The 24937-nt window shown below is 59.3% G+C and carries 22 protein-coding genes and 1 pseudogene; 11 read left to right on the forward strand and 12 right to left on the reverse strand.

The window, feature by feature from the left end; all coding sequences use genetic code 11:
• Positions 1–206: 206 nt before the first annotated feature.
• The 9 genes from P0204_RS17670 to P0204_RS17710 form a co-directional block, all read right to left on the reverse strand.
• Positions 207–1394 carry an ABC transporter substrate-binding protein gene (locus tag P0204_RS17670; RefSeq protein WP_276223472.1) on the reverse strand — a complete coding sequence of 396 codons (1188 nt, stop codon included), beginning with the start codon at positions 1392–1394 and terminating at the stop codon, positions 207–209.
• Positions 1395–1496: 102 nt separating this feature from the next.
• Positions 1497–2312 carry a hypothetical protein gene (locus tag P0204_RS17675; RefSeq protein ID WP_336406471.1) on the reverse strand — a complete coding sequence of 272 codons (816 nt, stop codon included), beginning with the start codon at positions 2310–2312 and terminating at the stop codon, positions 1497–1499.
• Positions 2313–2488: 176 nt separating this feature from the next.
• Positions 2489–3358 (reverse strand): universal stress protein, encoded by an 870-nt coding sequence (locus tag P0204_RS17680; RefSeq protein ID WP_276223476.1) that lies wholly within the window; start codon positions 3356–3358, stop codon positions 2489–2491.
• Positions 3359–4002: 644 nt separating this feature from the next.
• Positions 4003–4188 (reverse strand): DUF8106 domain-containing protein, encoded by a 186-nt coding sequence (locus P0204_RS17685; RefSeq protein WP_276223477.1) that lies wholly within the window; start codon positions 4186–4188, stop codon positions 4003–4005.
• Entirely contained in the window at positions 4185–4466 is a 282-nt protein-coding gene (locus tag P0204_RS17690; protein WP_276223479.1) for a DUF8028 family protein, read from the reverse strand. The genes P0204_RS17685 and P0204_RS17690 overlap by 4 nt, the downstream gene beginning before the upstream one ends.
• A gap of 1056 nt (positions 4467–5522) precedes the next feature.
• Positions 5523–6368 (reverse strand): NAD-dependent epimerase/dehydratase family protein, encoded by an 846-nt coding sequence (locus P0204_RS17695; RefSeq protein ID WP_276223481.1) that lies wholly within the window; start codon positions 6366–6368, stop codon positions 5523–5525.
• A gap of 88 nt (positions 6369–6456) precedes the next feature.
• Positions 6457–7530 carry a mannonate dehydratase gene (locus P0204_RS17700; protein WP_276223483.1) on the reverse strand — a complete coding sequence of 358 codons (1074 nt, stop codon included), beginning with the start codon at positions 7528–7530 and terminating at the stop codon, positions 6457–6459.
• Between the two features lie 50 nt (positions 7531–7580).
• Complete coding sequence (locus P0204_RS17705; RefSeq protein WP_276223484.1) at positions 7581–8519, reverse strand: dihydrodipicolinate synthase family protein; 939 nt, start codon at positions 8517–8519, stop codon at positions 7581–7583.
• Positions 8520–8710: 191 nt separating this feature from the next.
• Positions 8711–9475, reverse strand: a complete 765-nt coding sequence (locus P0204_RS17710; RefSeq protein ID WP_276223485.1) for an IclR family transcriptional regulator — start codon at positions 9473–9475, stop codon at positions 8711–8713.
• 700 nt (positions 9476–10175) lie between these two features.
• On the opposite strand from P0204_RS17710, the gene uxaC reads away from it, so the two are divergent.
• From uxaC to P0204_RS17750, 8 genes are all read left to right on the forward strand, one after another.
• Entirely contained in the window at positions 10176–11540 is a 1365-nt protein-coding gene (uxaC, locus tag P0204_RS17715; RefSeq protein WP_276223486.1) for a glucuronate isomerase, read from the forward strand.
• A 104-nt stretch (positions 11541–11644) separates the two neighbouring features.
• Entirely contained in the window at positions 11645–12430 is a 786-nt protein-coding gene (locus P0204_RS17720) for an SDR family NAD(P)-dependent oxidoreductase (protein WP_276223487.1), read from the forward strand.
• A 206-nt stretch (positions 12431–12636) separates the two neighbouring features.
• On the forward strand, positions 12637–14127 hold the full coding sequence (locus tag P0204_RS17725; RefSeq protein WP_276223488.1) for a family 4 glycosyl hydrolase: 1491 nt from the start codon (positions 12637–12639) through the stop codon (positions 14125–14127).
• 224 nt (positions 14128–14351) lie between these two features.
• A complete protein-coding gene (locus P0204_RS17730) occupies positions 14352–15893 on the forward strand; it encodes an ABC transporter substrate-binding protein (RefSeq protein WP_276223489.1) in 1542 nt (513 codons plus the stop codon).
• A gap of 30 nt (positions 15894–15923) precedes the next feature.
• Positions 15924–16880 (forward strand): carbohydrate ABC transporter permease, encoded by a 957-nt coding sequence (locus tag P0204_RS17735; protein ID WP_276223491.1) that lies wholly within the window; start codon positions 15924–15926, stop codon positions 16878–16880.
• Between the two features lie 3 nt (positions 16881–16883).
• Positions 16884–17798 (forward strand): carbohydrate ABC transporter permease, encoded by a 915-nt coding sequence (locus tag P0204_RS17740; RefSeq protein ID WP_276223493.1) that lies wholly within the window; start codon positions 16884–16886, stop codon positions 17796–17798.
• A 2-nt stretch (positions 17799–17800) separates the two neighbouring features.
• The gene (locus tag P0204_RS17745; protein ID WP_276223494.1) at positions 17801–18985 is read left to right on the forward strand and encodes an ABC transporter ATP-binding protein; all 1185 of its coding nucleotides are present in this window, start codon (positions 17801–17803) and stop codon (positions 18983–18985) included.
• A 292-nt stretch (positions 18986–19277) separates the two neighbouring features.
• Positions 19278–21026: a glycoside hydrolase family 2 protein gene (locus P0204_RS17750; RefSeq protein WP_276223496.1), complete on the forward strand. Its 1749-nt coding sequence runs from the start codon at positions 19278–19280 to the stop codon at positions 21024–21026.
• Positions 21027–21134: 108 nt separating this feature from the next.
• Here the strand turns inward: P0204_RS17750 and P0204_RS17755 are convergent, their stop codons facing one another.
• The gene (locus P0204_RS17755; RefSeq protein ID WP_276223497.1) at positions 21135–22094 is read right to left on the reverse strand and encodes a mannonate dehydratase; all 960 of its coding nucleotides are present in this window, start codon (positions 22092–22094) and stop codon (positions 21135–21137) included.
• Between the two features lie 421 nt (positions 22095–22515).
• On the opposite strand from P0204_RS17755, the gene P0204_RS17760 reads away from it, so the two are divergent.
• The 3 genes and pseudogenes from P0204_RS17760 to P0204_RS21000 all read left to right on the forward strand — a co-directional run bounded on the left by P0204_RS17760 (position 22516) and on the right by P0204_RS21000 (position 24179).
• On the forward strand, positions 22516–23238 hold the full coding sequence (locus tag P0204_RS17760; RefSeq protein WP_276223498.1) for a hypothetical protein: 723 nt from the start codon (positions 22516–22518) through the stop codon (positions 23236–23238).
• A 353-nt stretch (positions 23239–23591) separates the two neighbouring features.
• Positions 23592–23756, forward strand: a pseudogene (locus P0204_RS20995) (hypothetical protein); the annotation flags it as partial.
• A gap of 225 nt (positions 23757–23981) precedes the next feature.
• Positions 23982–24179 (forward strand): hypothetical protein, encoded by a 198-nt coding sequence (locus P0204_RS21000; protein ID WP_336406476.1) that lies wholly within the window; start codon positions 23982–23984, stop codon positions 24177–24179.
• Between the two features lie 28 nt (positions 24180–24207).
• Here the strand turns inward: P0204_RS21000 and P0204_RS21160 are convergent, their stop codons facing one another.
• Positions 24208–24546 (reverse strand): DUF7521 family protein, encoded by a 339-nt coding sequence (locus tag P0204_RS21160; RefSeq protein ID WP_419181156.1) that lies wholly within the window; start codon positions 24544–24546, stop codon positions 24208–24210.
• Positions 24546–24893 (reverse strand): helix-turn-helix domain-containing protein, encoded by a 348-nt coding sequence (locus tag P0204_RS17770; RefSeq protein WP_276223499.1) that lies wholly within the window; start codon positions 24891–24893, stop codon positions 24546–24548. Before P0204_RS17770 ends, P0204_RS21160 begins: the two co-directional genes overlap by 1 nt.
• Positions 24894–24937 lie beyond the last annotated feature (44 nt).

A 24937-nucleotide genomic window follows, 5' to 3' on the forward strand; every position in this document is an offset into this window, starting at 1 on the left:
GTGCCGCCACACCGAACAGATCACGACCGACTACAGGCGCAAACTGAGTCCACTATCGAGGCAGCCGAGCAGTTCCATCAACAGATAGCCACCGGTGGCGGCCAGTAGCGTCCGGTGACCACAGCTTCGAGCCGAGGATCGCCACGCCGACCGCGACGTCCTAACAGGGTTCCTGCCGGTCGACTCGCCACAGACGGTGTTACGGCTCAGATGTCGCCGTTGATGATGTCCGCGACGCGCTGGCGGTCAAACAGCGTGAGCGAGCCTTCACGAAGCGTCTCTACTCCGTTCCACTCGCCGAATGCCTCGGGGTAGAACTGCCGTGCCGCCGCCTCCGTCTGGAAGAGGTTGACGACCGGTCCCTGATAAGCGCTGCCACCGCGATACAGGCGGTCGTTCTGGACCGCTGCTAGCTGACTGCCGACCGGATCCGTACGCATCGTCTCCTTTCGGGACTCGAACTCCTCGGTCGGGACGTGCGAGAAGCCGTACTGGAACACGATCGCGTCGGGATCGACTTCCAGCAGTTGCTCATAATCCCAGTCCCCGTTTCCTTCGATGTGGTCATCAAACGCCCCGCGCATCCCCAAATCCTGGTACTGCTTGTGATTGTTCCAGTTTTGCACCGTATAGACGGAGAACGATCCTGCTTCGAAGTCGGAGTTAACCGACACTAATCCGACAGTCGGTCGATCCTCCGACGGCGGCAGCCTCTCCTCGATGGTCGTCTGCATCTCGTCGTGGACCGTGGCGAACGCTTCGTACCGCTCTCGCTCGTCGAAGGCGTCCGCGACGATCTCGAAGGCCTCGTACAGCGAGTAGTACCGGTAGTCGTGCCAGGCGTCCCCACGTCGCCGGATGTAGTTCCCGAGAAACGGGCCGACCTGGGTGGCGATCTCATCGGCGTCGTCCTCGTTCCAATCGTCGGAGAGGAGACGGAGCCAGTTGGGATCGGTCAGATGAACGTCGCAGTCCAACTCGTAGAAGACCTCCTTGTCGAACTCGCCGTTCACTGCGATCGGTGTGATGTCCGCAAACGGGACATCCACGCCCGGCAGAGCGTCGTAGAACGTCGCCGGCATCGTTTCTGGATTCCACAATCCACGGAGACCATCGGCTTTCCCCAGGGCGATACCCATATCACCGTACGTGCTGAGAAACGCGAGCCACGTCTCCGGCGGCTCTTCGAACTCGACGGTTCCCATCGGCTCCATCGTCACCGAGTAGCCGGTATCAGCGTCTGTCGCCGTCCCGGCGTCCGTCGGCCCGCTGTCACCGTCAGACCCGCTATCGCCCGTACAGCCCGCGAGCAGGCCGCCGCCGATGACTGCGCCGCCGTACTTCATGTAGTCTCGCCGCGTCGGGGCCTCCTGACCGCCGTAATCGTCTGCCATATTATTAGGCCAGCCTAAATATACAATACAGTTCCGAATTTTAGGCCAGCCGAAATACTTCGGCGGGAGATCACAGAGCCTGTCGATACAGAGCGCCCACGCTCAGATCAGGACCTCGGTATCGGTCAGGAACTCCTGCTTGGCTCGCTTGGCCGCTGGTCCCTCCGGAACGAGGCCAGGTGTCGATGGTGTCTCGTCGAACCGGTCCGGATCCGGCGAGAGGGACTCCAGAATCTCGTGAAACATCGACCCGTTTCTCCCCGTAATATGTACGAACCCACCGTATCGACGCTGTTCGAACGGGGTCGTATCCGGGTCCGGGACAGCGTCTCGAATGCAATCGACGTTCTCCCGAAGGTATTGCGCAGCCCGGTGCTGTGTGTACTGGCAGTCGCCGTGGAGCTGTTCCCGCTCTTGCTCGTCGAGATCGGCATCGACGTGCTTGGAGGACTCGTATCTCACTGCGTCGGAGCTGAAAGTACCGGTGAGGAAACTGAGGTTCACAGTGAAACACTCCGGGTATCGGAGGATCACCAAGAAGAAGATCTGCTCGTCGACCGTATATCGTTCCTGTAACCGATAGTAACACTCCAGGTAATACGCTGCGAGTGCCCCGATCCAGTCGTCACGTTCCCCGTCGAGATACGCGGTCGCGATATCGTAGTAATCCTCACCAGCGACTTGCTGCAGGCGATGCTCGAAACTCTGTCGCATTTCATCCAGTTCGGCCTCGTAGACTTCCGTCAACGGAACGTCCGGGTCGTCGAGCAACTCGCTCTTTCGGTCGCCGGCGGCCGCAATCCGCATCATGTTTCGATGGAAGTCCCGTTCTGCCTCCACATCTGGGAGTGGAATTCGAACTGCCTGCCGGCGCAGAATCTCTGAGCCGGATTCTAACCGATCGCTCCAGTCATTCACGATAGTGTGACAAGAGATTTATACTATTAACTGTTGTGGGTCGTGAAGTACGACGATAAGGTCGGTTACTAGCGGTTCCTCGGCGGTTGGTGCTGCGAGAGCTGGTGGCGAATCCACACTCCTGAGAACGAATTTCCCGACTACAGATCCGTGTGCTGCCACGCCAAGGCAGTCGACTACGACTGTTCGTGGACGGTGATGACCGGAACTGGCGCTGTTCGGACCGTCTTTTCGGCGACACTCCCAAGCAAGATTCGATCGACGCCACGGCGGCCGCTGGACCCCATCACGACGGCGTGAATGTCGTTCGTTTCGATATGCTCTCTGAGTACCTCCGCAGGCGACCCGTGTTCAACGTGCGTGTGGACGTTCGAAAGATCGTACTCAGTAGCGTCTGCGTCCACGTTTTCGACAGCCTCAGTCGCCAGACGTTCGCGGTCATCTGTCGGGATCGCAGAGCGAACGTCAGGACCCAGCGACGTATCATCCACGACAGAGAGGGTATGTACTGTCGCATCGAGCGTCGCCGCGAGAGCGAGACCATGCTTGGCGGCAGCGGTCGACGCAGGACTTCCGTCGGTCGGGATGAGAATCGTCTCGTATGGGAACTGCAATTGCTCATCGGAGTGCATTCGAGCAGTCAGGACGGGGATATCGGACAAACGGACGACTTTCTCCGTGACACTCCCGAGCAGATAGCGTGAGATGCCGGTCCGGCCGTGGGTCGGCAGGACGATCAGGTCGTAGTCGTATCGCTCGGCGTAGTCGACGATTGTCGGGGCTGGACTGCCCTGAACGACATCGGTTCCGTGCTCGACACCGAGCGTTTCGAGGGTCGTCGCGATATCCGCGACGATGGTCTCTCCCTCCCGTTCCAGTGCGTCAACGACGTTGCCGTCGACAACGGTAACGCTGTCCCGAGTCGTATCGGCGACGGACACCACCTGTATCGTTGCCTCCGTCCACTGCGCGAGTTCGGCCGCGTGATGGACGACCTTGGCCCCGTGTTCGCTGCCGTCGACCGGGAGCAGGATCGAATCGTACATGTCACTAGCGGCGGCTACGACGAACAGTCACAAAACAGTTCTCACGTCATGTATCATCCGTCGCCGACGGACTGGGCAGCGGTCCCCGGGCGTGGTCGGGAGGGGGTACCACCCTGACGGGACCCGCCCGTTTGTCAGCAGTCGCTCATCCCTCACGACGATCGGAATGTCGGTGTTTGATCCCACTGACATCGGTGTAACTGCCCTTCTTATGATCGTCCGAGCGGTAGTAAGGATGCAGCATTGCTGTGCTCTGTCAGAGGCACTCCGGCTTGCCGGGTTTCGACAACCTGGCTTTCTCCCGTGGCTCGTACTGGTCGTATCGTCGCACCGCTCGAAGTAGCCGCGTCCGCGGAGGATTCCACGGTGGATCGTCGATCGAAGGTCGCTGACGGTCGTTGGAATCCACTGGCTCGGGCTGAACGAGAAGCGACGGTTTCTGTCACTCAACTGTATCCGCTCCTTGGGAACGTGTTGAAGTATCGGGGTTCTCTTCGACCTGCTGGGATGGTTTGTCTGGACTTTTGGCCAGTTCCGAATCCCATTCAGAATTCGTGGAAGAGGGCTACTCCAGGCGCTTTCGTGGAACGCAGAAGGTCGCGATCAGCGGACTGCTATCCGAAGGAAAGCACCGTACCGTCGGATCAGGTGGCAGGTTGATCGACGACGACGGCGCTACAGCGGGGACAGAGACGCCGCTCACGATGGACCGAGTCGTCCGCGATCCAGTCGCCATCGATGGGACTCGCGTGTTCGCACGACCGGCAGAACAACGTGCTCTTCGAGTGGTGTGGCTGGATGTCCGGAACGGAGGGCTTGTGGATGCTCATACGCTCGGGGAGTGGCTGTGACCGAGAGCGGCACAGACGACGTTCAGGACGACCAGGCTACCGACCAGAAGCGGCCGAGTCGCGACGACGTTTGTCGCGAGCGTCCCCGCAATGACCAGAGGGAGCGGGATGGTCGCCCAGAACGCGAGACCCCGGAAGACGGATAGTAGCGTCTCGACGACCGTCGCTAGGAGTGCTTGCAGGTTCGATGCCCCGGCGGGCAGTCGTGGGATGGAGGGATCGGCGGTGGACATGACTGGATCGCGTACTTCAGCCATGCACTGGCAACCCCATATAAAACACAGACCGTCAGTGTGGATTCGGATCGCTTTACTATTCACCCGGTGGTTTTACCACTTTTTACGGATGGGTGAGACCAATCCGAAACCGACACAAAACACTCGAAAGGTTTTACACTGCATTTTGAGGGTGTTACTGGGATATGAATCCATCCGTTGACGAGGTCCACGGCTCACTCCCGAAGTCGTTCGAACAGCGACAGCCGATGTGTGTCGATCAGACGAACGAGATACTGCGGGGTCGTCGTGGCACCTCGTGCTCCTCCTGAGCAGTACCCTATCAATTTCCTTGGGTCTCCTCTGCACTGGGGAGGACTCCGGATCGGTATAGTCCCCTCATAGCAGCGGTTTTGTCGGTTAGTCTGAAACCATCCCAGTGGGCGCCGTCTTCCAGCAGTCCCGCCGTACTAACTCCCATCGCTCAACCGCTCGACCCTCTTCGTCTGATATGACGGCGCCCAGGGTAGCTCCGTGGGGGGTGTCGTTTCGCGATGACTATCCCACACTCACCTCCCCAGATTTCAGCTCTCACTCGCACTACGCTAGATAGTTCCATATAGTCATGAAATATCCTTCGATTCGTTTGCAATGTATGGAAGTTTTCGCCAACGCACGCCTATATCGGAACTTTCGCTAGCAAATATCCATCAAGACCTGACTAAATCCATCCTCGACTACCTATTGAGGGTCGAACTCCTGGTTTTCGGTTCGATGTAGTGGTCGGTAGCGACAACGAGATGAGTGGTTTCTCGGTCTGAACGTACAAAATCGGTCTTCCCGGCTCGAATACTCTTCTCCCCCCCCATCTCGAAATATGTCCTTTAACCACCCATATCGAGTACGAAATATTGTCTATCGAACTCCACTAACGTATTTTTCTATCCGAGGTTTGGCATCCGGATTTCGATAGGAAACGCTGTGTTCGCTATCCGAGGTACCCGGACCCGGACGATAGTTCGTCCCCGTCCCAATTGGGGCGATTTCGACACCGATCGCAAACGGTGTGTTCGGGTGCGCACCGATCCCCGATGGCTACTAGTGGTTGTTCCCTGGGTGATCGTACGCTTCACCGTTATCCATCGGCTGGTATCCGAGCCGTCGACGCGCGTGACGGATCGAGAACCATCGCCGGTCGTTGTCGCTCACTCCGTTGAAGATGCCATAGGAGACATCGTCGTCCTGCAGACAGCAGTCGACGAGGTGTGCGAAATCACGCCGGGAGTGCCACATCGCCTTCGTCCGTGTGACCAACCGCCGGTATTCCTGACTGTCTCGGGTCAGATCACCATCTGCGACCCGTTGTTCTGCCTGACCGTACGGGGTATCGTGCGTGTATGGCAGTACCGTACAGATTCTGAGCGCGTAGAACCGCGCTGGCGTGCCGACCGACTCACTGTAATAGCGACCGAGATCCTCGCCGAACGACTTCGTCGCCGCATAGAACGAATCCGGCCGAACAGGATCGTTCTGGTCGATCTTCAACGGAAAATCCGGACGGTATAGCTCCGGTGCGAGCGTCTCCTCGTACATCCCTTGGACGTGATTGGTCGACCCGAACACGAACGACTCTACACCCGCATCGCGGGCTGCTTCGAGTACGTTGTACATCCCGACGACGTTCGGTTCGAAAACATCGGCCCAGTCCCCGTCGATATATGGGTAAGCAGCAAGGTGGACGACGGCATCCTGTCCGTCGAACGCAGGACGAATCGCCTCGTACTCCGTGATATCGGCAACGTGGGTGTCGAACTGCCCGTACCGGTGGTCCGACGCCCGATCGGACCGGTTCAAGTAGGTAAACTCGTAATCGGACCGCCCATCGAGATGATCGATGATCGCGGTGCCACAGCGTCCGTAGGCACCAGTAACAAGAACGTTCATGACGGGGTGGACGTTTGTCGTGTCATATCCAGTTAGTGTTTATCGCCGTCCGTTTACGGTGCCGCTTTCCACGAGGGGAACATCGGTCTCAGGGAGAGCGCCGGGAGCATTCGAGCAGTCCGTTGAGGTAGGCTACAGCGTGCGCACGAGATCGGTGTCCCCACTCCGTATCTCCGGTGATCGTCGGGACGTGGTCGGGGACCATGACGCCGTCGAACCCGACGTCTTGCAGCGCCCCGATGGCGGTCAGCGCATCGAAGTTGCTCCGGTCGTCGTCGACAAACGTCTCCGTGAAACTCGGCCAGGTACCGATGACATCGCGGAAGTGTACGAAGACGATGTCATCCTCTTCGCCGAACCGTTCGATGACCTCGGTGACATCCGTCCCCGGCATTTCCGAGAAGCAACCCAGACAGAGCTTGAGACCGTGGTTATCGCTCGGAACTGCGGTCATCGCTCGCTCGAACGCTTCGACGTTCCGGAACAACCGCGGAATCCCACCCAACTGTTCAACCGTGGGCGGATCCGCCGGATGGAGTGCCAGCGTGACACCGGCTTCTTCGGCAACGGGAAGAACCGCTTCGAGGAACCGCTCGTAATTGTCCCAGAGTTCTGCCTCCTCGTATTCGCGTTCGACTTCCGGAGCCCGTTCGTACGGCTCGTCGATATCGTCGATATCGAATCCACGGCCACGTGCTCCACCCCGGAGCTGCACTGTTTGGGACGTCCGCATCGGGACGACCCCACGTGGATTCCACTGATAGCCGAGGATCGGGATATCTGCCTCTCCAACGTTGCGAACGAGTTGCTTGATCGTCTCTAACTGCCGGTCCTGCCCATCCACCCCCAGCATGATCTTCCCGTAGACGTTGTAGCTGAGCGACTGGATGCCCATCAGCCGCAGTCCGGCGTCTTCGGCTCGGTTCCGGGCCGCGACGAGATCCGAGACTGACGGGACAACGCCCTCGTCGATGGTGATCGTCTCCTCGTCGTGACTTCCCTCGTCGGCGAAGACATCCCCGCGGGGGTCCCGGTGATCGAGGAAGATATCTTCGACACCGATCTGACGGCAGAACTCCAGCCGTTCGTCCGAAAGCGTTCTGGTCCGGAGTCCGGTCCGTAACGCCGGCGTTCCCGAACCGTCCGCCGTGAGTTCTTTCATATATTACTGTGGTTCGGTGGGAGTGTTATATATTCTTGTGCTCCGACCCCTCACTCGATCAGTTGGCTGATGTCGTCGTCGAGTCGGTTGTAGAGGGTTTCTGCCTGCTCTAGCTCTGACTCGGTGAGGGGACAGATCGGCTCACGGACTGTGCCACCGTACATCCCCGCGAGTTCGAGTCCCTGCTTTACCGCCGGGACGCTGACCGCACCCGGGATTGCATTGTCCTGCCCCGGCTCGTCCCTGAACTGCTGGTATGGGAGACAGATATCTCTGAGTTCCCGGGCTCGGCTCCAGTTCTCGTCGGAAAGTGCGTCGAACAGGGCTAATCCCACCTCGGGACGGAAGTTGCTCACTCCCGCGGAGAACCCTTCGACGCCTTCCGCCCAGTAGGAGACAGCGTACGGCTCAGCCAGCCCATCAACCCAGACCACGTCGTCCGGACCCCTGGTCGTCGCAGCGCCGAGTTTGACTGGGTCATCGAGTGCGTATTTGATGCCTGCGACGCTCTCCATCCGCGATAGGTCGAGTAAGAACTCGACCGTGGGATCGAACCCCCGGACGTACGGGACCAGCGGCGTCTCCGTCACGGCCGCCAGTTTGCGATAATATTCGAGCACACCCTGTTCGTGCAGATAGGTGTGGTCCGGCGGCATGACCATCATCGCGTCGACGCCGATCCGATCGTACTGTCGGATCAGATCTTGCGCACATTCCGTGCTTCCGCCGACACCCGCGAGAACACAGGCATCGGACGGTAATGCGTTGACGCTGGTCTCGGTTACGCCGACCCGCTCCTGCTGGGACAGTGAGTGGAACTCGCTGATGTTCGCCGCAGTCAGATACGTCCTGATTCCCTTCCTGTAATGTTCCTGTGCGTTTTCCTCGATTTTCCAGTGCGTTATCTCCCCATCCCCGTCGAATGGGGTTAGAAGACCGACGGAGACACCTCGGAGGCGTTGTTTGACCGTGTCGAATTGTAATGGCATTGTCCATAACATGTCATTGCCGGTATTTAAACCTACCTCCAAGATCGAGCGGATAGCGGCCGACTCATACTGGTAGTTGGAGACCGATTCTGACCCACGCTGTCCTGATGGTCGTCACGAACCGCTCCGACGTACCGAGAGTTTCTGTCCGGACGAACCATCGCACGTGATCACTGGGGGCCTGCGACACCCTACGAGTACATCGAATTCACTTCGATGACGTTGGCTGCCTGTGCCACCATCTCCGAGAGTTTGTTTTCGATCCGGTCGTCGGTCATCCGCTGTGAGGGGCCTGACACACTGAGCGCACCGAACACTCCGGCATCGGGGTCGGTCACTGCCATCCCGATACAGCGGACACCTGGGAGGTTCTCCTCGTCATCGATCGAGTAGCCACGTTCCCGGGTGGTTTCGAGTTCGTCGAACAACGCATCCGGCTCGGTGATCGTCGCTTCCGTCCGCTCGGTCATCTCGTGTCGCTCGAGGATATTCTCTACCGTCTCCTGGGGCAGTTCCGCGAGGATCGCCTTCCCGAGTGATGTCGAGTGCATCGGCATCCGCTTTCCAACCTGCGAAGCGGTTTCGACGGCGGCGTCCCCTTTCGACTTGGAGAGATAGACGACGCGGCCGTTCTCTTCGGAACCGAAGTGGACGACCTCCCCGGTCTGTTCCGCGAGCATGCGGACCTGTTCACGGACGATCTCACGCTTCGCCACCCGTCCCTTCACCGATTCGGCAATATCGAGAAACCGGAGACTGAGATGATACTGGTGTCCGTCCTTGACGACGAATCCCTCGTCTTCTAGCGTGGCGAGGTGGCCGTGGACTGCACTCTTCGAGAAGTCCATCGCCTCAGCTATCTCGGTGATACCCGCCTCGTCCCGCTCCTGAAGGATTTCGAGTATCCTACAGGTCTTGTGGACCGCCCCGATTTTTCGTGGTGTGTTTGTCGGCATAGATCAAAATAGATGGCACAGACACTTAGTTCTTGTTCACTATTGTCGAATCCCTGGATATAGGCCCGAGAACTGCTGAATTCGTCGTACTCAACTGAGAAGTAGATGTGAATATTCTTCATTGTTATCTGAAAACCGTTCGTAGAGCGGATAAAATAATAGGTGTACATATGTTAGACAAATGTCCGGAACCTGGGATTGCTCCCGGACACCTGCCGGTCGTCGGTAGCAGCGCTATTGTTCGCTCCATCACTGTGACCAGGCGTTTGGGAAGATGGTTCGTTAGGCTCGAATCTCCACTCTACCCGGAGCTACCGTACTCTTACCCCGGTTTGTGAGGGGAGATCGCGAACTGAGCCACCACGAAAAAGAGCCACCGACCTTCGGATCATAAACGTACACCTGTTATAATATGGGACACATCCTGTTCTTTGCCCCCTTTCCACGCTTGGTATGTAGCCGTAAGCAGGGATATTCTCTCATAGAGAATACCCGTCTACGATGCACTAATTTACGGAGCCCGAAGTGGATAAATATCTTCCACACCCTGCGAATGTTAATTGGTACCACATACCTCCACACGATATACCCGCCGTAATCAGCCGCATAAATGCCTCTATTCATTGATTCGATAGCCGAGAACCGGACTCACGAGCCAGCTCTCGATACATTTTTACGTGAGTGATTGCCACGCCGATACATGGGATTCATCGATGACCACTACCTCCTCGATTCAGACGTTGCGGTGGAAATATACGACAGTATTCGTGATCTCCCGATCGTTGATCCTCACAGCCACGCTGACCTGGAGGAAATCGTAGTCGACGAGGGATGGACGGACATCTGGGAAGTCGAAGGTAGTACAGATCACTACGTCTGGTCGATGATGCGAAAGCGTGGCGTCCCGGAACGAAAGATCACCGGAGACGCCTCCAACAAGGAAAAGTGGCTCGCCCTGGCGGAGATCTTCCCTGAACTCGCCGGAAACCCCACCTACGAGTGGATTCACCTCGACCTGCGCCGACAGTTCGGTATCGAGAAACCGATCTCGGCGGACACCGCTGAGGAGATCTGGACGGAAACGAAACAACAGCTCGACGACCCGTCGATGCGACCACAGCGACTCCTCGAGGAGATGGATGTCGAAGTGCTGTGTACGACGGACGATCCCACCTCGGATCTCGAAGCACACGAACGAGCGGCGACGGAGGTGGACGGGATCGATGTGTGTCCGACCTGGCGCATCGATAGAGCTGTTCACGTCGAGGACGCCGCCTGGGGCGAGTTTGTCGAGGAACTGGCCGCATCGACGGGAACAGATACGTCGACGCTCTCGGGATTCCTCGACGCCCTGGCCGAAACGCACGATTACTTCCACGATCACGGATGCCGGGCGAGCGATCTCAGTCTGACCGAACCGGTGTCCCGTCCAGTTAGCAGACAACGGGCACGGACTGTCTACCGGCGGGCACACGACGGGCACAACCTCACCGAGACGGAACTGCGGGACCTGCAGGCGTTTCTCATCGAAGCGGTCGGGAAACTCAACGCCGAGAAAGACTGGGTCACGCAACTACACATCGGACCGGTCCGCGATTACCGAGACTCGCTCGCGGAGACCGTCGGTGCCGACGCCGGCGGAGACGTCTCAACACAGACGATCGAACTGACCGAGAACCTCCGGTACTTCCTGAACCGGTTCGACGACGAGATGGAGATCGTCCTCTATACGGTCGATCCGACACACTATCCCTCGATCACGACGCTCACGCGGGCCTTTCCCAACGTCAGCGTCGGTCCCGCGTGGTGGTTCAACGACAGCCCACACGGGATCGAGGAACAGTTACGCCAGGTCGGGAGCGTCGACCTGCTGGCAAACCACGCCGGAATGGTCAGTGACTCACGAAAACTCATGTCGTTTAGCTCCCGGTTCGAGATGTTTCGACGGGTGCTGGCCAACACGCTCGGCGAGATGGTCGAACGGGGGCAGATACCGACAGAACACGCGACACAGTTGGGGCATCACCTGTCGTACGACCGCCCGAAATCACTCTATAGCTTCTAACTGGCCCACTCGTCTCCCGGTACCCGTTTCGAGACGCACGATGAGTCGACCGTTGGGGCACACAGGGAAAAATAAAAATAGGAGTTCGGACAACGCTCCTATGTATGAGTCAGTCTTTCCAAGGCGAAACTGCGATTGTCACCGGTGCATCCCGCGGAATCGGGCGGGGAATCGCACAGAAGTTTGCCGACGAAGGTGCGTCTGTCGTCGTCAACTACCGCTCGGCGGCGGATCTAGCGGAAGAAGTCGTGTCCGAGATCGAAGCCGACGGCGGGGAGGCCGTCGCTGTGCAGGCGGACGTCTCGAACTACGACGAGGTGGCCGCGATGGTCGAAGCCACTGTCGAAGAGTTCGGCTCGCTCGACGTTCTGGTAAACAACGCCGGGATCGTCGAGACCGATCCAGCGGAGGAGTTCGACATAGAGACGTGGCGTCGGGTCGTTGACGTGGACCTCACGGGAACGTTCATCTGTTCGCAACTCGCCGCCAAAGAAATGATCGACAGCGATGGCGGCGCAATCGTCAACGTGGCCTCGATGATGGGCGGCATGGGATTCGCACTGCGCTCACCGTACTGTTCGGCCAAAGGCGGTGCCATCAACCTCACACGGACACTCGCCGTCGAGTGGGCCGAACACGACATCTCGGTGAACGCGCTCGCACCGGGGTTCATCTATACGGACATTACGGACGAGACGCAGGAATCCGCGGGATATACCGACACGGATATCAAACGACGGACCCCGATGGCCCGCTACGGGTCGATCGAGGAGATGGCCAACTGCGTGTCATTCCTCGCCCGGGACGACACGTTCGTCACTGGAGAGGTGCTCCACGCCGATGGCGGGTGGACCTCGGACGCCTGGCGGTACCACGAAGGCCGAGCGTAACTCCAGTCCAGCCAGACACCGATCAGTGGTGCGTATCGGTAGCTATGGGTGTTGATTCCCTCGGACGACCCCCGTGGGCTGCCTACCGGCCACGATCACGGCCGATATCGAGTGCCCCCAGTACACGTTCCGAACCGCAAATCCGCTGCCGTCGGGCCATACAAAAACTATTTATTTCTGCCACCGCGACTAAGTGCTGAACCAACATGAGCGGAACTACAGACCAGCAGGAACTACCGGTATCAAGCGAGGCACCCGTCGATCCGGACGACGTGAAGATCGGATACATCGGCGGAGGGAGCCGACTGTGGGCGAGAAACCTAACCAAGGAACTCGCCCTCGACGAGACCATGTCCGGGGAAGTCGTACTGTACGACACGGACCACGAGAGCGCACAACGAAACGAGGAGTTCGGAAACTGGGTACAGGAGCGTGAGGACGCGGTCGGTGATTGGACGTATCGTGCCGTCGAATCACGGGAAGAAGCCCTCACTGACGCCGATTTCGTCATCCTTTCGACGCAGTACCCGCCGACAGAGTCGATGAAATACGACCTGGAGATCCCCCAGGAGTACGGAATCCATCAGGCCGTCGCGATCACGAGCGGACCCGGTGGGATCATGCGTGCGATGCGGACGATTCCCGTCTACCGTGATATCGCAGCAGCGGTTCGGGAACACTGTCCCGATGCGTGGGTGCTGAACTACACGAACCCGGTGACCTACGTCACCCGGACGCTGTACGAGGAGTATCCGGACATCAACGCGCTCGGGCTCTGTCACGAGGTGTTCCACGCACAAGAGCTTCTTGCAGAGATCGTCGAGGACCAGTTCGACGTCCCCAAGCCCTCCCGGGACGAGATCGAGGTCAACGTCCAGGGTGTCAATCACTTCACGTGGGTGGACGAGGCCTCCTGGAACGGCCACGAACTGCTCCCCGTCGTCGAACAGTACATGGAGAAGGACGGGGTCGTTCGAGAGTACACGCAATCGGAACTGGAAGACACCTCCCACTCGATGCACCCCGGATTCCAGGACAACAACCAAGTCACCTACGAGCTGTTCAAGCGCTTCGGGGTGTTGCCCGCGGCGGGCGACCGCCACCTCGTCGAGTTCGCGACGTGGTTCCTCCAGGAGGACATGCCGGAGGACCTGAACCGGTGGGGCGTCCTCCGGACGCCGAGTTCGTATCGGTTGGCCCGGTGGGACGACGAGGCTGACACGGTGCAACAGTTCATGGACGGCGAGAAGGAGTTCGACCTCTCCGAGACGGGGGAAGTGATTACGGAACTCATGGAAGCACTCGCCGGTCTCTCCGATATGCGGACTCACGTGAACCTCCCCAACAACGGCCAGATGCTGGACGCTCCGGAAGACGCCGTTGTCGAGACAAACGCGGTCGTGACCCAGAACAACGTTCGGCCGATCGTCAGCGGTTCACTGCCACGGCCGGTCCAGACCCAGGTTACGCAGCAGATCAACAACCAGGAGACGATCATCGAGGCCGCGTTCGACGGCTACGACGTCGATTACGCGTTCCAGGGCTTCCTGAACGATCCACAGGTCAAGACGCTCCAGACGGAGACTGCCAGGGACCTCTTCGCCGAGATGTGTAACGCGCTCCAGCCGCTCCTGGACGACTGGAACCTCGGCGAGTCCGAGACACTGAACGAATCCCCGAAGTTCGACCTCGAATAGTCGATCACTCACTCTCCACGTGAGAGTCTGTCGGGAACCCGGATTCCAGCGCCGAACGATTTTCTGTCTCGTTCGACGCATAACTGACGGGCCCCCGTGGGAGCCGTGGGCGGCAGACGCCCTCGATGGGCGCTTCGAGTCGGGTTGTTTCCTACGAGGGATCGATGAACGTACATATTCTTCCGGTAGGTTTTTATATGATAGGTGGGAACAGTGAGTTTGTGATGTCGGAACGAAACTCATCAACCGAACGTAGTGGCTCGAACGGAATCTCCCGCCGTCGATTCGTCGCGGCGACCGGCGTAGCAGGTGTTACAGGCCTCGCCGGGTGCGGTGGCGGCGGCGACGGCGGCGACGGTGGCAGTGGCGGCGACGGCGGCAGCGACGGAGGGTCCGGCGGTGACGGCACTGCGACCGATACACAGAGCAGTAACACCGGGGCCACGACCGTCAACTGGGCGCTGTCGGTCGCCGGGGAAGTCTCGGACGACATTCTCAACGCGTACAAGGAGGCGATGCACAGCAACGGGCTCTCGGACGATATCGAGGTGCAGTTCACCGAAGTCCCGTTCGATCGCACTCGCAGCCAGTACCAGAAGTGGTTCAGCGCGGAACGTGCCAGTCCGGACATCATCGACATGGACACCGGTTGGGCCGCTCCGTTCATCTCACGGGACTACCTGCTGAACCTCTCCGATGAGATGCCCGACCTCGTCGATCAGGTGAAAAACGAGTTCTTCGGCCCCGTCGTCGACGCGCTACAGGACTTCGAAACCGGCGATCAGTACGCAGTTCCCCGATACATCGACATCGCGGGGATGATGTATCGGAAGGACTGGGCCGAAGAGGCCGGCTACTCGCCGGACGAGAACAACTGGCAGACTGAGGGGCTCACCTGGAAGGAACTCTCGCAGGTGACCGCGGATCTTCAGGAGCAAAACGACACGTCGTACGGATTCACCACGCAAGGGAACGTCTCTCAGACGCTCGCTTGCTGTCCGTTCAACGAGCAGATGACGAGCTGGGGCGGGGCGTACTTCGGCGGGCGCGACAACCTCTACGGGCCTGTCGGGGACCGCCCGATCACCGTCACCGAAGAGCCGGTCATCGACTCGCTGAAGATGATGCGTCGGTTCATCTACGGGAGCGACGACGAGCACGCGATCCAGGACGACGGCTTTGCGGGCGGTATCACCCCGTCCGAGATCTCCGGATGGCAGTACCAGGGTTCGCTCAACCCGTTCCTCCAGGGCGATGCGGTCATGCATCGTAACTGGGGCGGGTTCATGTGGGATGCAGTCGACGAACTCGGTGCCGACAAACTCGGCTACATGGTGCTTCCGTACGCCGAGAACGCCTCGAGCAAGTACGAGAACACCGGTGTCGCAGGGAACTCCGCACTGGGTGGCTGGTCGTACGCGATCAACAGCTTCTCGAACAAGACCGAGGCGGCGAAAGAAGTGATCAGAGCCGCTGTCTCCGACGACTTCTACATCACCGGATTCGATCAGGAGGGGAACGTCCCGCCGAAACCGTCGGTCCTCGAATCCAGCGTCGTCGAGGAAACCGCGCTCGGTTCCTACGTGCCCACCTTCGTCGAGTCGGCGAAGTACGTCATTCCGCGCCCCGCTTCGAGAGTCTGGCTCCAGGAGTGGTCGCCGATTTCGGAGAACGTCAACGCGGTCTACCGGCAGGAGAAGGCACCCGTACAGGCCATGGAGGACTGTGCGAGTGACCTGGAGGCCATCGAAGGGCAGTACTCCTAGACCACCAGGCGGCTTATATTTCAAGAGACTATGTCGTCCTCTAATCAAAGCCAAAATCCAATAAAGGCGGTCCACCAGATCGCGACCAAGTGGATCGCGAACATGAGCGATACGCGGTTCGCGTATCTGCTGTTGCTTCCGACCCTGCTGACGGTCACGGCGCTCGCGATCTGGCCGCTGATATACACCTTCGAGATCTCGCTGCACGCCAATTCGCTGTCGGGGCTTTACGGCGATTTCGTCGGCCTGGAGAACTACGTGCAGATCCTCTCCGGTCAGCGCGACGCGATCCTCCCGAGCCCGTTCCTCTCGTTCCAGGACCCGATAAATAGCGGTCTCATCGTGACGTTCATCTTCGCGTTCGTCAGCGTCATACTGGAGGCGTTTCTTGGATTCGGGATGGCGCTCGTCCTCGATCAACAGTTCCGTGGTCGGCGGTTCGTCAGGGCGGCGATCATCATCCCGTGGGCCTTCCCGATCGTCATCCAGGGGATGATCTTCTACATCATGTTCACGCCCGGACTCGGGTTCGCGACCGAACTGACAGCCTGGCTCCCGTATCTCTCACGGAACGCGCTGTCTCACGGGCTCACGGCACTCGTCGTCGTCATCATCGCGGACGTCTGGAAGCAGTCCGCGTTCATCGCACTCATCGTGCTGGCCGGGTTGCAGAGCATCGACCGGTCACTGTACAACGTCGCGAAAGTCTCGGGTGCGTCGCCGTGGCAGCGGTTCAAGCTCGTGACGTTCCCGCTCGTGATGCCGTCGCTGCTGATCGCCCTGCTGTTCCGGACGATCGGTGCGATGCGTATCTACGGCCAGATCGAGGCGATCACGAGTTGTTCCGTCGTCCCGTCGCTGAGTTGTATGGTCGTGCAGTCGTTCGACACTGGGAACTACGCGAACGCCGCTACTGTCGCGTTCATCACTGCATCGATCATCGGCACTGTCGTGTCGATATACCTACTCAAATACAGGGAGGTCTAACTCATGGCTGACAACAACGCAGGCGGCGGGCTCGTTTCGAGATGGGCTGACTACAGTATGCGCAACCCGGAAACGGTCTACCGATATCTGTTGTATATCGGAATCGGGGCGTTCCTGCTCATCTCGCTGTTCCCCATCTATTGGCTGTTCGTCATCGCACTGACATCCCCCGGTAACATGTCCAACATCTGGCTGTTGCCCAAGGGGTTCAACATCGGCGTCTTCATCGAGATCTTCCGGACGACACCGTTCCACTGGTACGTCCTCAACAGTCTCATCATCTCGACAGTGACGACCGCGTTAGTGTTGCTGTTCGCCAGCCTCGCGGGGTACGTCTTCGGTCGTATGGAGTTCCGCTTCCGTCGACCGCTGATGCTGGTCATCCTGGCGATCAGTTACTTCCCGGCTGCGTCGTACCTGATTCCGCTGTTCCGGTTGCTGACCGGAAACGTCGGTGTGGCCGGCGTCTACCCGCCGGACCTGTTCAACACGCATTTCGGGATTATCATCCCGCTACTGGGGATCATGATGCCGCTGTCGATCTTCATCCTGACGACGTTCTACGCCCAGATTCCCGATGGGCTGGAGGACGCCGCACGCGTCGAAGGGACGACTCGCCTCGGCGCGCTCTTCCGGGTCATCATGCCGCTGTCGGCACCCGGAGTGGCGACTGCGGGCGTTCTCACGTTCATCATGGTGTACAACGAGTTCTTCTTCTCGTTCCTGATGAACGACGGTGAGGTTAGTAACGGCGCACCGCTGGTCTGGGGCATGATCCGGTTCCAGGAGCGGTTCCAGGTCAACTACGGGGAGATGGCCGCCGCAAGCCTCGTCGCGACGATTCCGATAGTCATCCTCGTCTTGATCGCCCAAGAACGTATCGTCAGCGGACTGACCTCAGGAGCACTCAAGGAGTAACAATGGCAGATCTCAAACTCGAACACGTCACGAAACGCTACGAAGACGTCACTGCGGTAAAGGACATGAACCTCGACATCTCCGATGGCGAGTTCATCTGTTTCGTCGGTCCATCCGGCTGTGGGAAGTCGACGACCATGGAGACGATCGCCGGTCTCACGATCCCGACCGAGGGGTCGATCTACATCGACGACCGGGAGGTGACGAACCTCCCGCCGAAAGACCGGGGCATCGCGATGGTGTTCCAGAACATCGCGTTGTTCCCCCACATGGACGTCTACGACAACATCTCGTTCGGCCTCCGACTCCGAGACTACCCACAGGACGAGATCGACCGCCGCGTCGATCGGGCGGCCGACATCGTCCAGTTGGAGGATATGCTCAATCGGATGCCGGACGAAATGTCCGGCGGGCAGCGCCAGCGTGTCGCGATCGCCCGGGCGATCGTCCGCGAACCGGACGTGTTCCTGATGGACGAACCGCTGGCGAATCTGGACGCGAAACTCAAAGTCCACATGCGGACGGAACTCCAGCGCCTCCACAAGGAACTGGACACCACGATCATCTACGTCACTCACGACCAGGAGGAGGCGATGACGATGTCCGACCGCATCGCTGTGCTGAACGACGGGCAACTCCAACAGATCGCCGCGCCACTGACCTGTTACAACGAGCCCGACAACCTCTTCGTGGCCGGGTTCATCGGCTCCCCATCGATGAACCTCGTCGAGGGCACCGTCTCGAACAACGCGGTCGAGACAGAGAACTTCTCGGTCGAATTCGATCCGGCGACCATCGAGGGGATCGGTCCCGGTGACGACGTGACCCTCGGTGTCCGTCCCGAAGACGTCTACCCGGCAGAAGAGGCAACGGAACTCGCCCATCCCAGTGGCACGATCGGGGCACGATCGGACGTGCTAGAACCGATGGGTGACGAGATCTTCGTCTACCTGCTGTTAGGTGATGGCGAGACCTCGATGTCCCAGGAGACCGCGACCGACGACCAGTTGCTGATGAGCATCGACCCGGACTCGGACATGGCCGAAGGCGACGACATCGAAGTCGTACTGGATAGACAGAATATCCACCTGTTCGACAACGAGACAGGCGACGCGCTCACTCACCGTATCGCGGAGATGGCCGGTGAGAGTGAGGCGAGTACGACACAGGCCGAAACGGGCGACTGAGGAGCTCAGCAACGCGACCGTCCGTCTCACAGACGGACCCGGCCGACAGCGGTCTCGGAAACCGGAGACAATCGTCTTCTCTGCGGATACGCTTCAGATCACGGCTCTAGTAGCCATCGAACGTCACCGTATGCCCGATCGCACGACTACAGTGGTATCGGTGTGTAGATCGGTTCAATTGGGACTAGAGAGCCGAGTGTGGCTCGGTTGCGATCGCACCGATGCGTCCGAGTCGAACCGTCCGTCGACTTCGGCACCTATTTATCTGTCTGCGGGGTGAGTCCGATTGACAATGCAACTGCTAGCGTATCCTCGGGAGACGGCGGGACTCGACGGTATCTGGCAAGCGATCCCGGACCAGTACGAGATATACAAGAACTACTTCGAGGACTTCGCGGGCGAAGACGTCACGGTCCCGAAGATCTACGAGCCCGACTCGTCCCGGGGATCGGATCGGCCGACCGATTTCAACATCACCGACGGACGGTCGGTCCGGATCCCTGCAAGTTGGGGCGAAGAACTCCCGGAGTTCCGCCACTTCGAGGGATGGGTCTGGTACGCAACACAGTTCGACCGCTCGCTCGGTGCCGACGACGGTCGGACGTTCCTCCGGTTCGGTGCCGTCAACTACAGGGCAGAAGTGTGGCTGAACGGCGAGCGGGTCGGTACCCACGAGGGGGGGTTCACACCGTTTAGCTTCGAGGTCACCGATCTCCTGGAGGCGGGGAGGAACGACCTCGTGGTGCTCGCAGACAACAACCGCTACGAGGACGGGATCCCGAACGAAGCGACCGATTGGTTCAATTTCGGCGGGATCAACCGGTCGGTCGAACTCGTCAACGTTCCGGACACCTTCGTTCGGAACTTCAAGGTCGAGACGACACTGTCGGACGGGCACGTCGATATCGACGTGACAGCCTGGATCGACGGCGATCCCGACGGGACCGTCACCGTCGAAATTCCAGCGTTGTCCGTCGCCACCGACCTCGCCGCGGACGGTGGCTCCCGGTTTCACGACCAGGTGTCGCTCGCCGACTCCGACGTCGATCTCTGGCACCCTGCCGAGCCGACACTGTACACAGTCCGTGTGCGACACGGTGACGACACTATCTCGGACCAGGTCGGCTTCCGCGAGGTCACCATCGACGGCAGCGACGTGGTTGTCAACGGGGAGCGAGTGTGGCTCCGGGGTGTGTCGTTACACGAGGAAGCCGACGGGAAAGGGCGGGCACTCGATAGCGAGGCCGTCCGCGAACGGTTCGACTGGCTCAACGAACTCGGCTGTAACTACGCGCGGCTCGCGCACTACCCCCACACCGAAGAGATGGCCCGCTTGGCCGACGAGGAAGGGATTCTCCTCTGGGAGGAGGTTCCCGCCTACTGGGACATCGACTTCGGCGACGAGGGCGTCCGGGAACTGTACCGACAGCAACTCCGGGAGTTGGTCCAGCGTGACTGGAACCGCGCCTCCGTCGTCCTCTGGTCGATCGCCAACGAGACAGACCACACTGACGCCACACGCAACGAGGTGCTTCCCGAGATGGCCGAGTACGTCCGTGACCTCGACAGCACTCGCCTGGTGACGGCAGCGTGTTTCGTCGACGAGCGTGCTGACGGCCTCGTCCTCGACGACCCGCTTTCGGCCCATCTCGATGTCGCCGGTATCAACGAGTACTACGGCTGGTACTACGGCGACGCAACCGATATGGAACAGTTCCAGGAGCAGTCGGACGGCACGCCCATCGTCGTCTCCGAGATGGGTGCCGGTGCGAAGTGGGGGAATCACGGTAGTGAGGACGACCGGTGGACGGAGGAATACCAGGCGAGGATCTATCGCGAGCAGATCGACGCGATCGCCGACAACGACCAGATCGCGGGGCTGTCACCGTGGATTCTGTTCGACTTCCGAGCCCCGTTTCGCCAGAACGAGTACCAGCGTGGATACAACCGAAAGGGCATCATCGACCAGCACGGGCGCAAGAAACAGGCGTTCGACCTGTTGCGACGGTTCTACCGTTCTGGGGAGGTCCCGCAGTCCTGACTCCACTGACGAGGCGACCTCGTCGCCGAGCTTCGCGTCCCGCGGACCGGTTTGCTCCCTGTACGCGAGCGAACGAGAGTGCCCCGGAAGCTCACGTGGACCGCGGTGTCACTCGACCGAGTCGAGGAGGCCACGCATGTATCCGATGGCGAACAGCCTGCCCTTCGTGTGGTAGCCGGGGTTGGAGTTGTCCTCCCCGGCCATCGTCGGGACGTGGTCCGGGCGCATGGGGACCTCGTCGGCCACGGCCTCCTCGTACGCGGCCATCGCGGCGTGCATATCCGTCGGACCGTCATCGTGCCACGTCTCGACGAAGGCGTCTTCGTCGCCCTCGATATCTCTGAAGTGGACGAAGTTGATCCGGTCACCGAAATGCCGGATCGCCGACGGGATGTCCGTGCCCATCGCGGCGAAGTTGCCCTGACAGAACGTCACACCGTTGTGTTCGCTATCGACCACGTCGAGAATCCGATCGTAGTTCTCGACGCTGTTTGCGATCCGTGGCACATCACGGACCGTCTCGCGGGGCGGATCATCCGGATGGAGTCCCAGTTTCACCCCGGCTTCCTCAGCGACCGGAACGACCTCCTCCAGGAAGTACGCCAGGGCGTCGAAAATCTCTTCGTGGCTCTTCTCCGCGGCTGGGACCGGCGGACCGCCCTGCATGTCCGCGTTGTCGAACTCAGTGACGAGTGAGCCGCCTCGGGACTCGACGTGTGCACCCGTCCGAGCCCAACGGACCCCGGCCATCCAGTCGTAACAGACCACCGGGATACCCAACTCACCACAGTCTCGGAGGAACTGCTTGAACTCCTCGATATCCTCGTCGCGCCCAGCAAGTCCGAGGCGAATCCGGTCTGTCAGCGGGACGCTCCCTTCGAGCACGGAGAACTCGATACCGTCCCCCTCCAACCAGTTCTGTAACTGCCGGAGCTCGTCGAAGGTCCAGTTCGTCTTGTCGTCGCCGATCTCCAGCGGGTGGATAACCGCATCCGTGACACCCATCTGCTTTGCGAGCTCCCACCGCTCGTCGGGCTCCGGCGGAAGCACTAGGCTTGGTCGGACCATACGGTCAGGAACGACCCTCACTGGCATATAATTTTTCGTCTTCGATGGAAAGGCGGCTGTCTACCGTCGTGAGCGCTATATTATCCGCCGAAGTTGTCCGGGATCGCCCGCCATAGATAGAGAGAGACAGGTCCGGCTATTCAAACAAGTGGGAGATCGCCCCCTAGATCACTGGAAAAGAAGTACAAAACCGGCGAACTCGATGGTACATACAGCGATAAAACGGATGTCGTAGAACGCTCCACTCACCGCAATCTCGGTACTCCGTGAAGCAATTCGGTGCTCGATCGAAGATGATATTCGTGAAGAGAGGGTTCCAGCCATCTGCGGAGCAACCTAAAATATCGCTTCCAGTCATCTGTGGCCACACGCTAGGTGTTTAGCGCCCCCTTCTGTATGGCCGGCCACGAATCGTCGGATGATGAGTGGAAAACGACCGTCATCCGAGGCACCGACACGACGACAGTTGCTCGCCCTATGTGGAACGATCACCACTGCGACCCTCGCAGGATGCGGTGGCAGCGGTAGTGAGGAGACGCCGGGCGGCGAGGACGACACGACTGATACCGAGGCTAGCGGGTCGAACGGTGACGTGACGGACACTCCGACGGAATCAGCGGCAACCACGTCGAGCGAAGAATCGGCCGACCTCCCGTGGGAGCAGGACGACGGCGACAGCGGTGGCAGCGGCTGTCCGTCGGTGCCCATGTCGTACACGAGCCGGGAGTGGCCCGACGAGGACCCGTACGTGAGCTTCGATATCCCGCAGGTAGACCTCGTGGGGACGGAGGTGGGCATCGCGAGACGGTTGCGGATACAGTTCGACGAGGGTGCAACGGTGATCGCGGTACACGACACCGAGAATCTGGGATACTTTGATAGTAGCGTCGACGAGGTAGTGGAGAACGAAGACAACCCCGAGTTGACCGACGAGTACGACGTCGGATCGGACGTGCATGTGTTCGCCTGGCCTGAGAAGCAGGAACTGCCGTACAACAGAACCTTGGTGGTACTGCCGAGTGGCTCCGGGAGCGTGCGAGTGAAGGTTACGATCGGTGTCAGCTCCACCGACCAAGGAGTCGTGTGCCAGGAGGCCCTCGCCGCCGCCCACAGGCGTCTCGTCGAGTCGATGCGGACAGTCTGAGTGACGACGACAGCCTCCAAGGGGCTGTGACGGTACAAACGAGGGCCATATAAGGGTCCCCGAATCTAACTACGGGCCTCCAAGAGAATCTCAAAGTTCTTAGGACAGGTTGAAGACGCAGATCGAGAAGTGTCTGTCCAATTATCCGTAAATTAGATACATAGATGGGACAGATGGTCATAGTATTGCGCTTTTTTGCGAATTATGAATTTAAATACATAAATATGAGTCTATATACCCGATTTATCCTTATTTATATTTGCGAATTCCTCATGTCGGGTTTTATCAACCCCCAACTGTACGTAGTCTAGTGCCGTGTCCAAACCACCGTACTGCTACGTGCACGCCCGGTCATGTCCCGCGAGGTGGTCAGGCTCGTGCTACGGGAGTTACCGAAACTGACGAGCGACGATCCAACTGACGACCCCCAGTCCGCAGCGATCGAGCAACTCGAACAATTGGGATTGAGTCCTTACGCTGCGCGGACGTTCGTGGCCCTTGCGAGTTTGGGATCGGGGACAGCCAGGGACGTGAGCCAGGTGTCAGAGGTGCCACGGACCCGTGTCTATGACGCGATCGACGAATTCACCACGGGGACTCGTCGATGTCCTCCAGTCGTCTCCCAAGCAGTTCTGGGCCATCTCGGCCGAAGAACCGAACGTTCGAACACGAACTTCAGCACCGCACCGAGGTCCCGCGGACGGCGCTGGGCGACTCGTGATGATCGACGGACGAAAACCCTCGTGAGCGCACTCGTCAACGGTTTGGACGCGTCACCAGCCGACCCGCGGTCGGAGACCACCATCTGGGGCGAAGGGAACTCGAACAGTCTGGTCGTCGTTCTGAAGACGATCTCCACGTGGCGGCTCGATACGGAGACTCCGGACTACCGAGAAAACCAGGCGACGAAGCACTCGAAGATGCTCTCGACGCCGCCCTGAGCGGAACAGTGTGCAACACAGGGGGCTCTCACGAGTGGCTCCGCAAGGAAAGTGAATAGATAATGAATCCGGTGCCGATAATTTTGACGATATTACTTACCATCGGTGAGTACAGTGTATACACGACCAGATCAAGTTCGAACTGTAGCGCAGTAACCGAGATTACAAGCGACATTATCGGGGAAACGACAGTAATGAGCGCGAGTCCGATCGCGAGAAACAGCATCTGTCGTCTGTCGCTTCGACGGTATCCCTGGTAGGCTTGGTAGGCGATAAATACCCCCATCCCAACAGCGAGTAAAGTCACTACCAATAGAACAAGGTAGTGCGGGGGGACCACCGAAGGGTCAATTTGATTCGGTTGCATCAGATTTCTCCCCACATCTCGGTGAACCGATCCGCCATTTTGTCCGTCGGTTGTTCTTCGACTTCGATTTTGAGTTCATCGTTTGCTAGTTCTATTGTGAGGCGTTTGAGCCGTGCCTTGTAGACACTGTAGTGGTGGCCGCCCTCTTCGACCTCGGTTTGTTCCTCGAGCAGTCCACAGTTGATGAGACGGTCGGTACGTCGATAGATCGTCGGGAGCGACGCATCACACTCGTCACTGAGTTCCTTCGCCGATTTCGCCGTCGCGTTCGTTGACGTGAGGATCGCACGAGCGTATTCGTCGTCGAGGAGGGCGTAAATCTCGCTCGACTGGGTATCCTCACTCACGTGTTAGTCGTTTATCGGGGGCATGCTTGGTATGATTGCTGATT

Origin of the sequence: Haloarcula halophila, from assembly GCF_029278565.1 — an archaeon.
GTDB lineage: Archaea > Halobacteriota > Halobacteria > Halobacteriales > Haloarculaceae > Haloarcula > Haloarcula halophila.

Coding starts and splice junctions, on each gene's coding strand:
- P0204_RS17685 (WP_276223477.1), bottom strand. CDS start 4,188: ATGAGCATCCACAAGCCCTCCGTTCCGGACATCCAGCCACACCACTCG.
- P0204_RS17670 (WP_276223472.1), bottom strand. CDS start 1,394: ATGGCAGACGATTACGGCGGTCAGGAGGCCCCGACGCGGCGAGACTAC.
- P0204_RS17705 (WP_276223484.1), bottom strand. CDS start 8,519: ATGCCATTACAATTCGACACGGTCAAACAACGCCTCCGAGGTGTCTCC.
- P0204_RS17750 (WP_276223496.1), top strand. CDS start 19,278: ATGCAACTGCTAGCGTATCCTCGGGAGACGGCGGGACTCGACGGTATC.
- P0204_RS17760 (WP_276223498.1), top strand. CDS start 22,516: ATGAGTGGAAAACGACCGTCATCCGAGGCACCGACACGACGACAGTTG.
- P0204_RS17735 (WP_276223491.1), top strand. CDS start 15,924: ATGTCGTCCTCTAATCAAAGCCAAAATCCAATAAAGGCGGTCCACCAG.
- P0204_RS21160 (WP_419181156.1), bottom strand. CDS start 24,546: ATGCAACCGAATCAAATTGACCCTTCGGTGGTCCCCCCGCACTACCTT.
- uxaC (WP_276223486.1), top strand. CDS start 10,176: ATGGGATTCATCGATGACCACTACCTCCTCGATTCAGACGTTGCGGTG.
- P0204_RS17755 (WP_276223497.1), bottom strand. CDS start 22,094: ATGGTCCGACCAAGCCTAGTGCTTCCGCCGGAGCCCGACGAGCGGTGG.
- P0204_RS17680 (WP_276223476.1), bottom strand. CDS start 3,358: ATGTACGATTCGATCCTGCTCCCGGTCGACGGCAGCGAACACGGGGCC.
- P0204_RS17730 (WP_276223489.1), top strand. CDS start 14,352: ATGTCGGAACGAAACTCATCAACCGAACGTAGTGGCTCGAACGGAATC.
- P0204_RS17725 (WP_276223488.1), top strand. CDS start 12,637: ATGAGCGGAACTACAGACCAGCAGGAACTACCGGTATCAAGCGAGGCA.
- P0204_RS17740 (WP_276223493.1), top strand. CDS start 16,884: ATGGCTGACAACAACGCAGGCGGCGGGCTCGTTTCGAGATGGGCTGAC.
- P0204_RS17690 (WP_276223479.1), bottom strand. CDS start 4,466: ATGGCTGAAGTACGCGATCCAGTCATGTCCACCGCCGATCCCTCCATC.
- P0204_RS17710 (WP_276223485.1), bottom strand. CDS start 9,475: ATGCCGACAAACACACCACGAAAAATCGGGGCGGTCCACAAGACCTGT.
- P0204_RS17720 (WP_276223487.1), top strand. CDS start 11,645: ATGAGTCAGTCTTTCCAAGGCGAAACTGCGATTGTCACCGGTGCATCC.
- P0204_RS17745 (WP_276223494.1), top strand. CDS start 17,801: ATGGCAGATCTCAAACTCGAACACGTCACGAAACGCTACGAAGACGTC.
- P0204_RS17695 (WP_276223481.1), bottom strand. CDS start 6,368: ATGAACGTTCTTGTTACTGGTGCCTACGGACGCTGTGGCACCGCGATC.
- P0204_RS17700 (WP_276223483.1), bottom strand. CDS start 7,530: ATGAAAGAACTCACGGCGGACGGTTCGGGAACGCCGGCGTTACGGACC.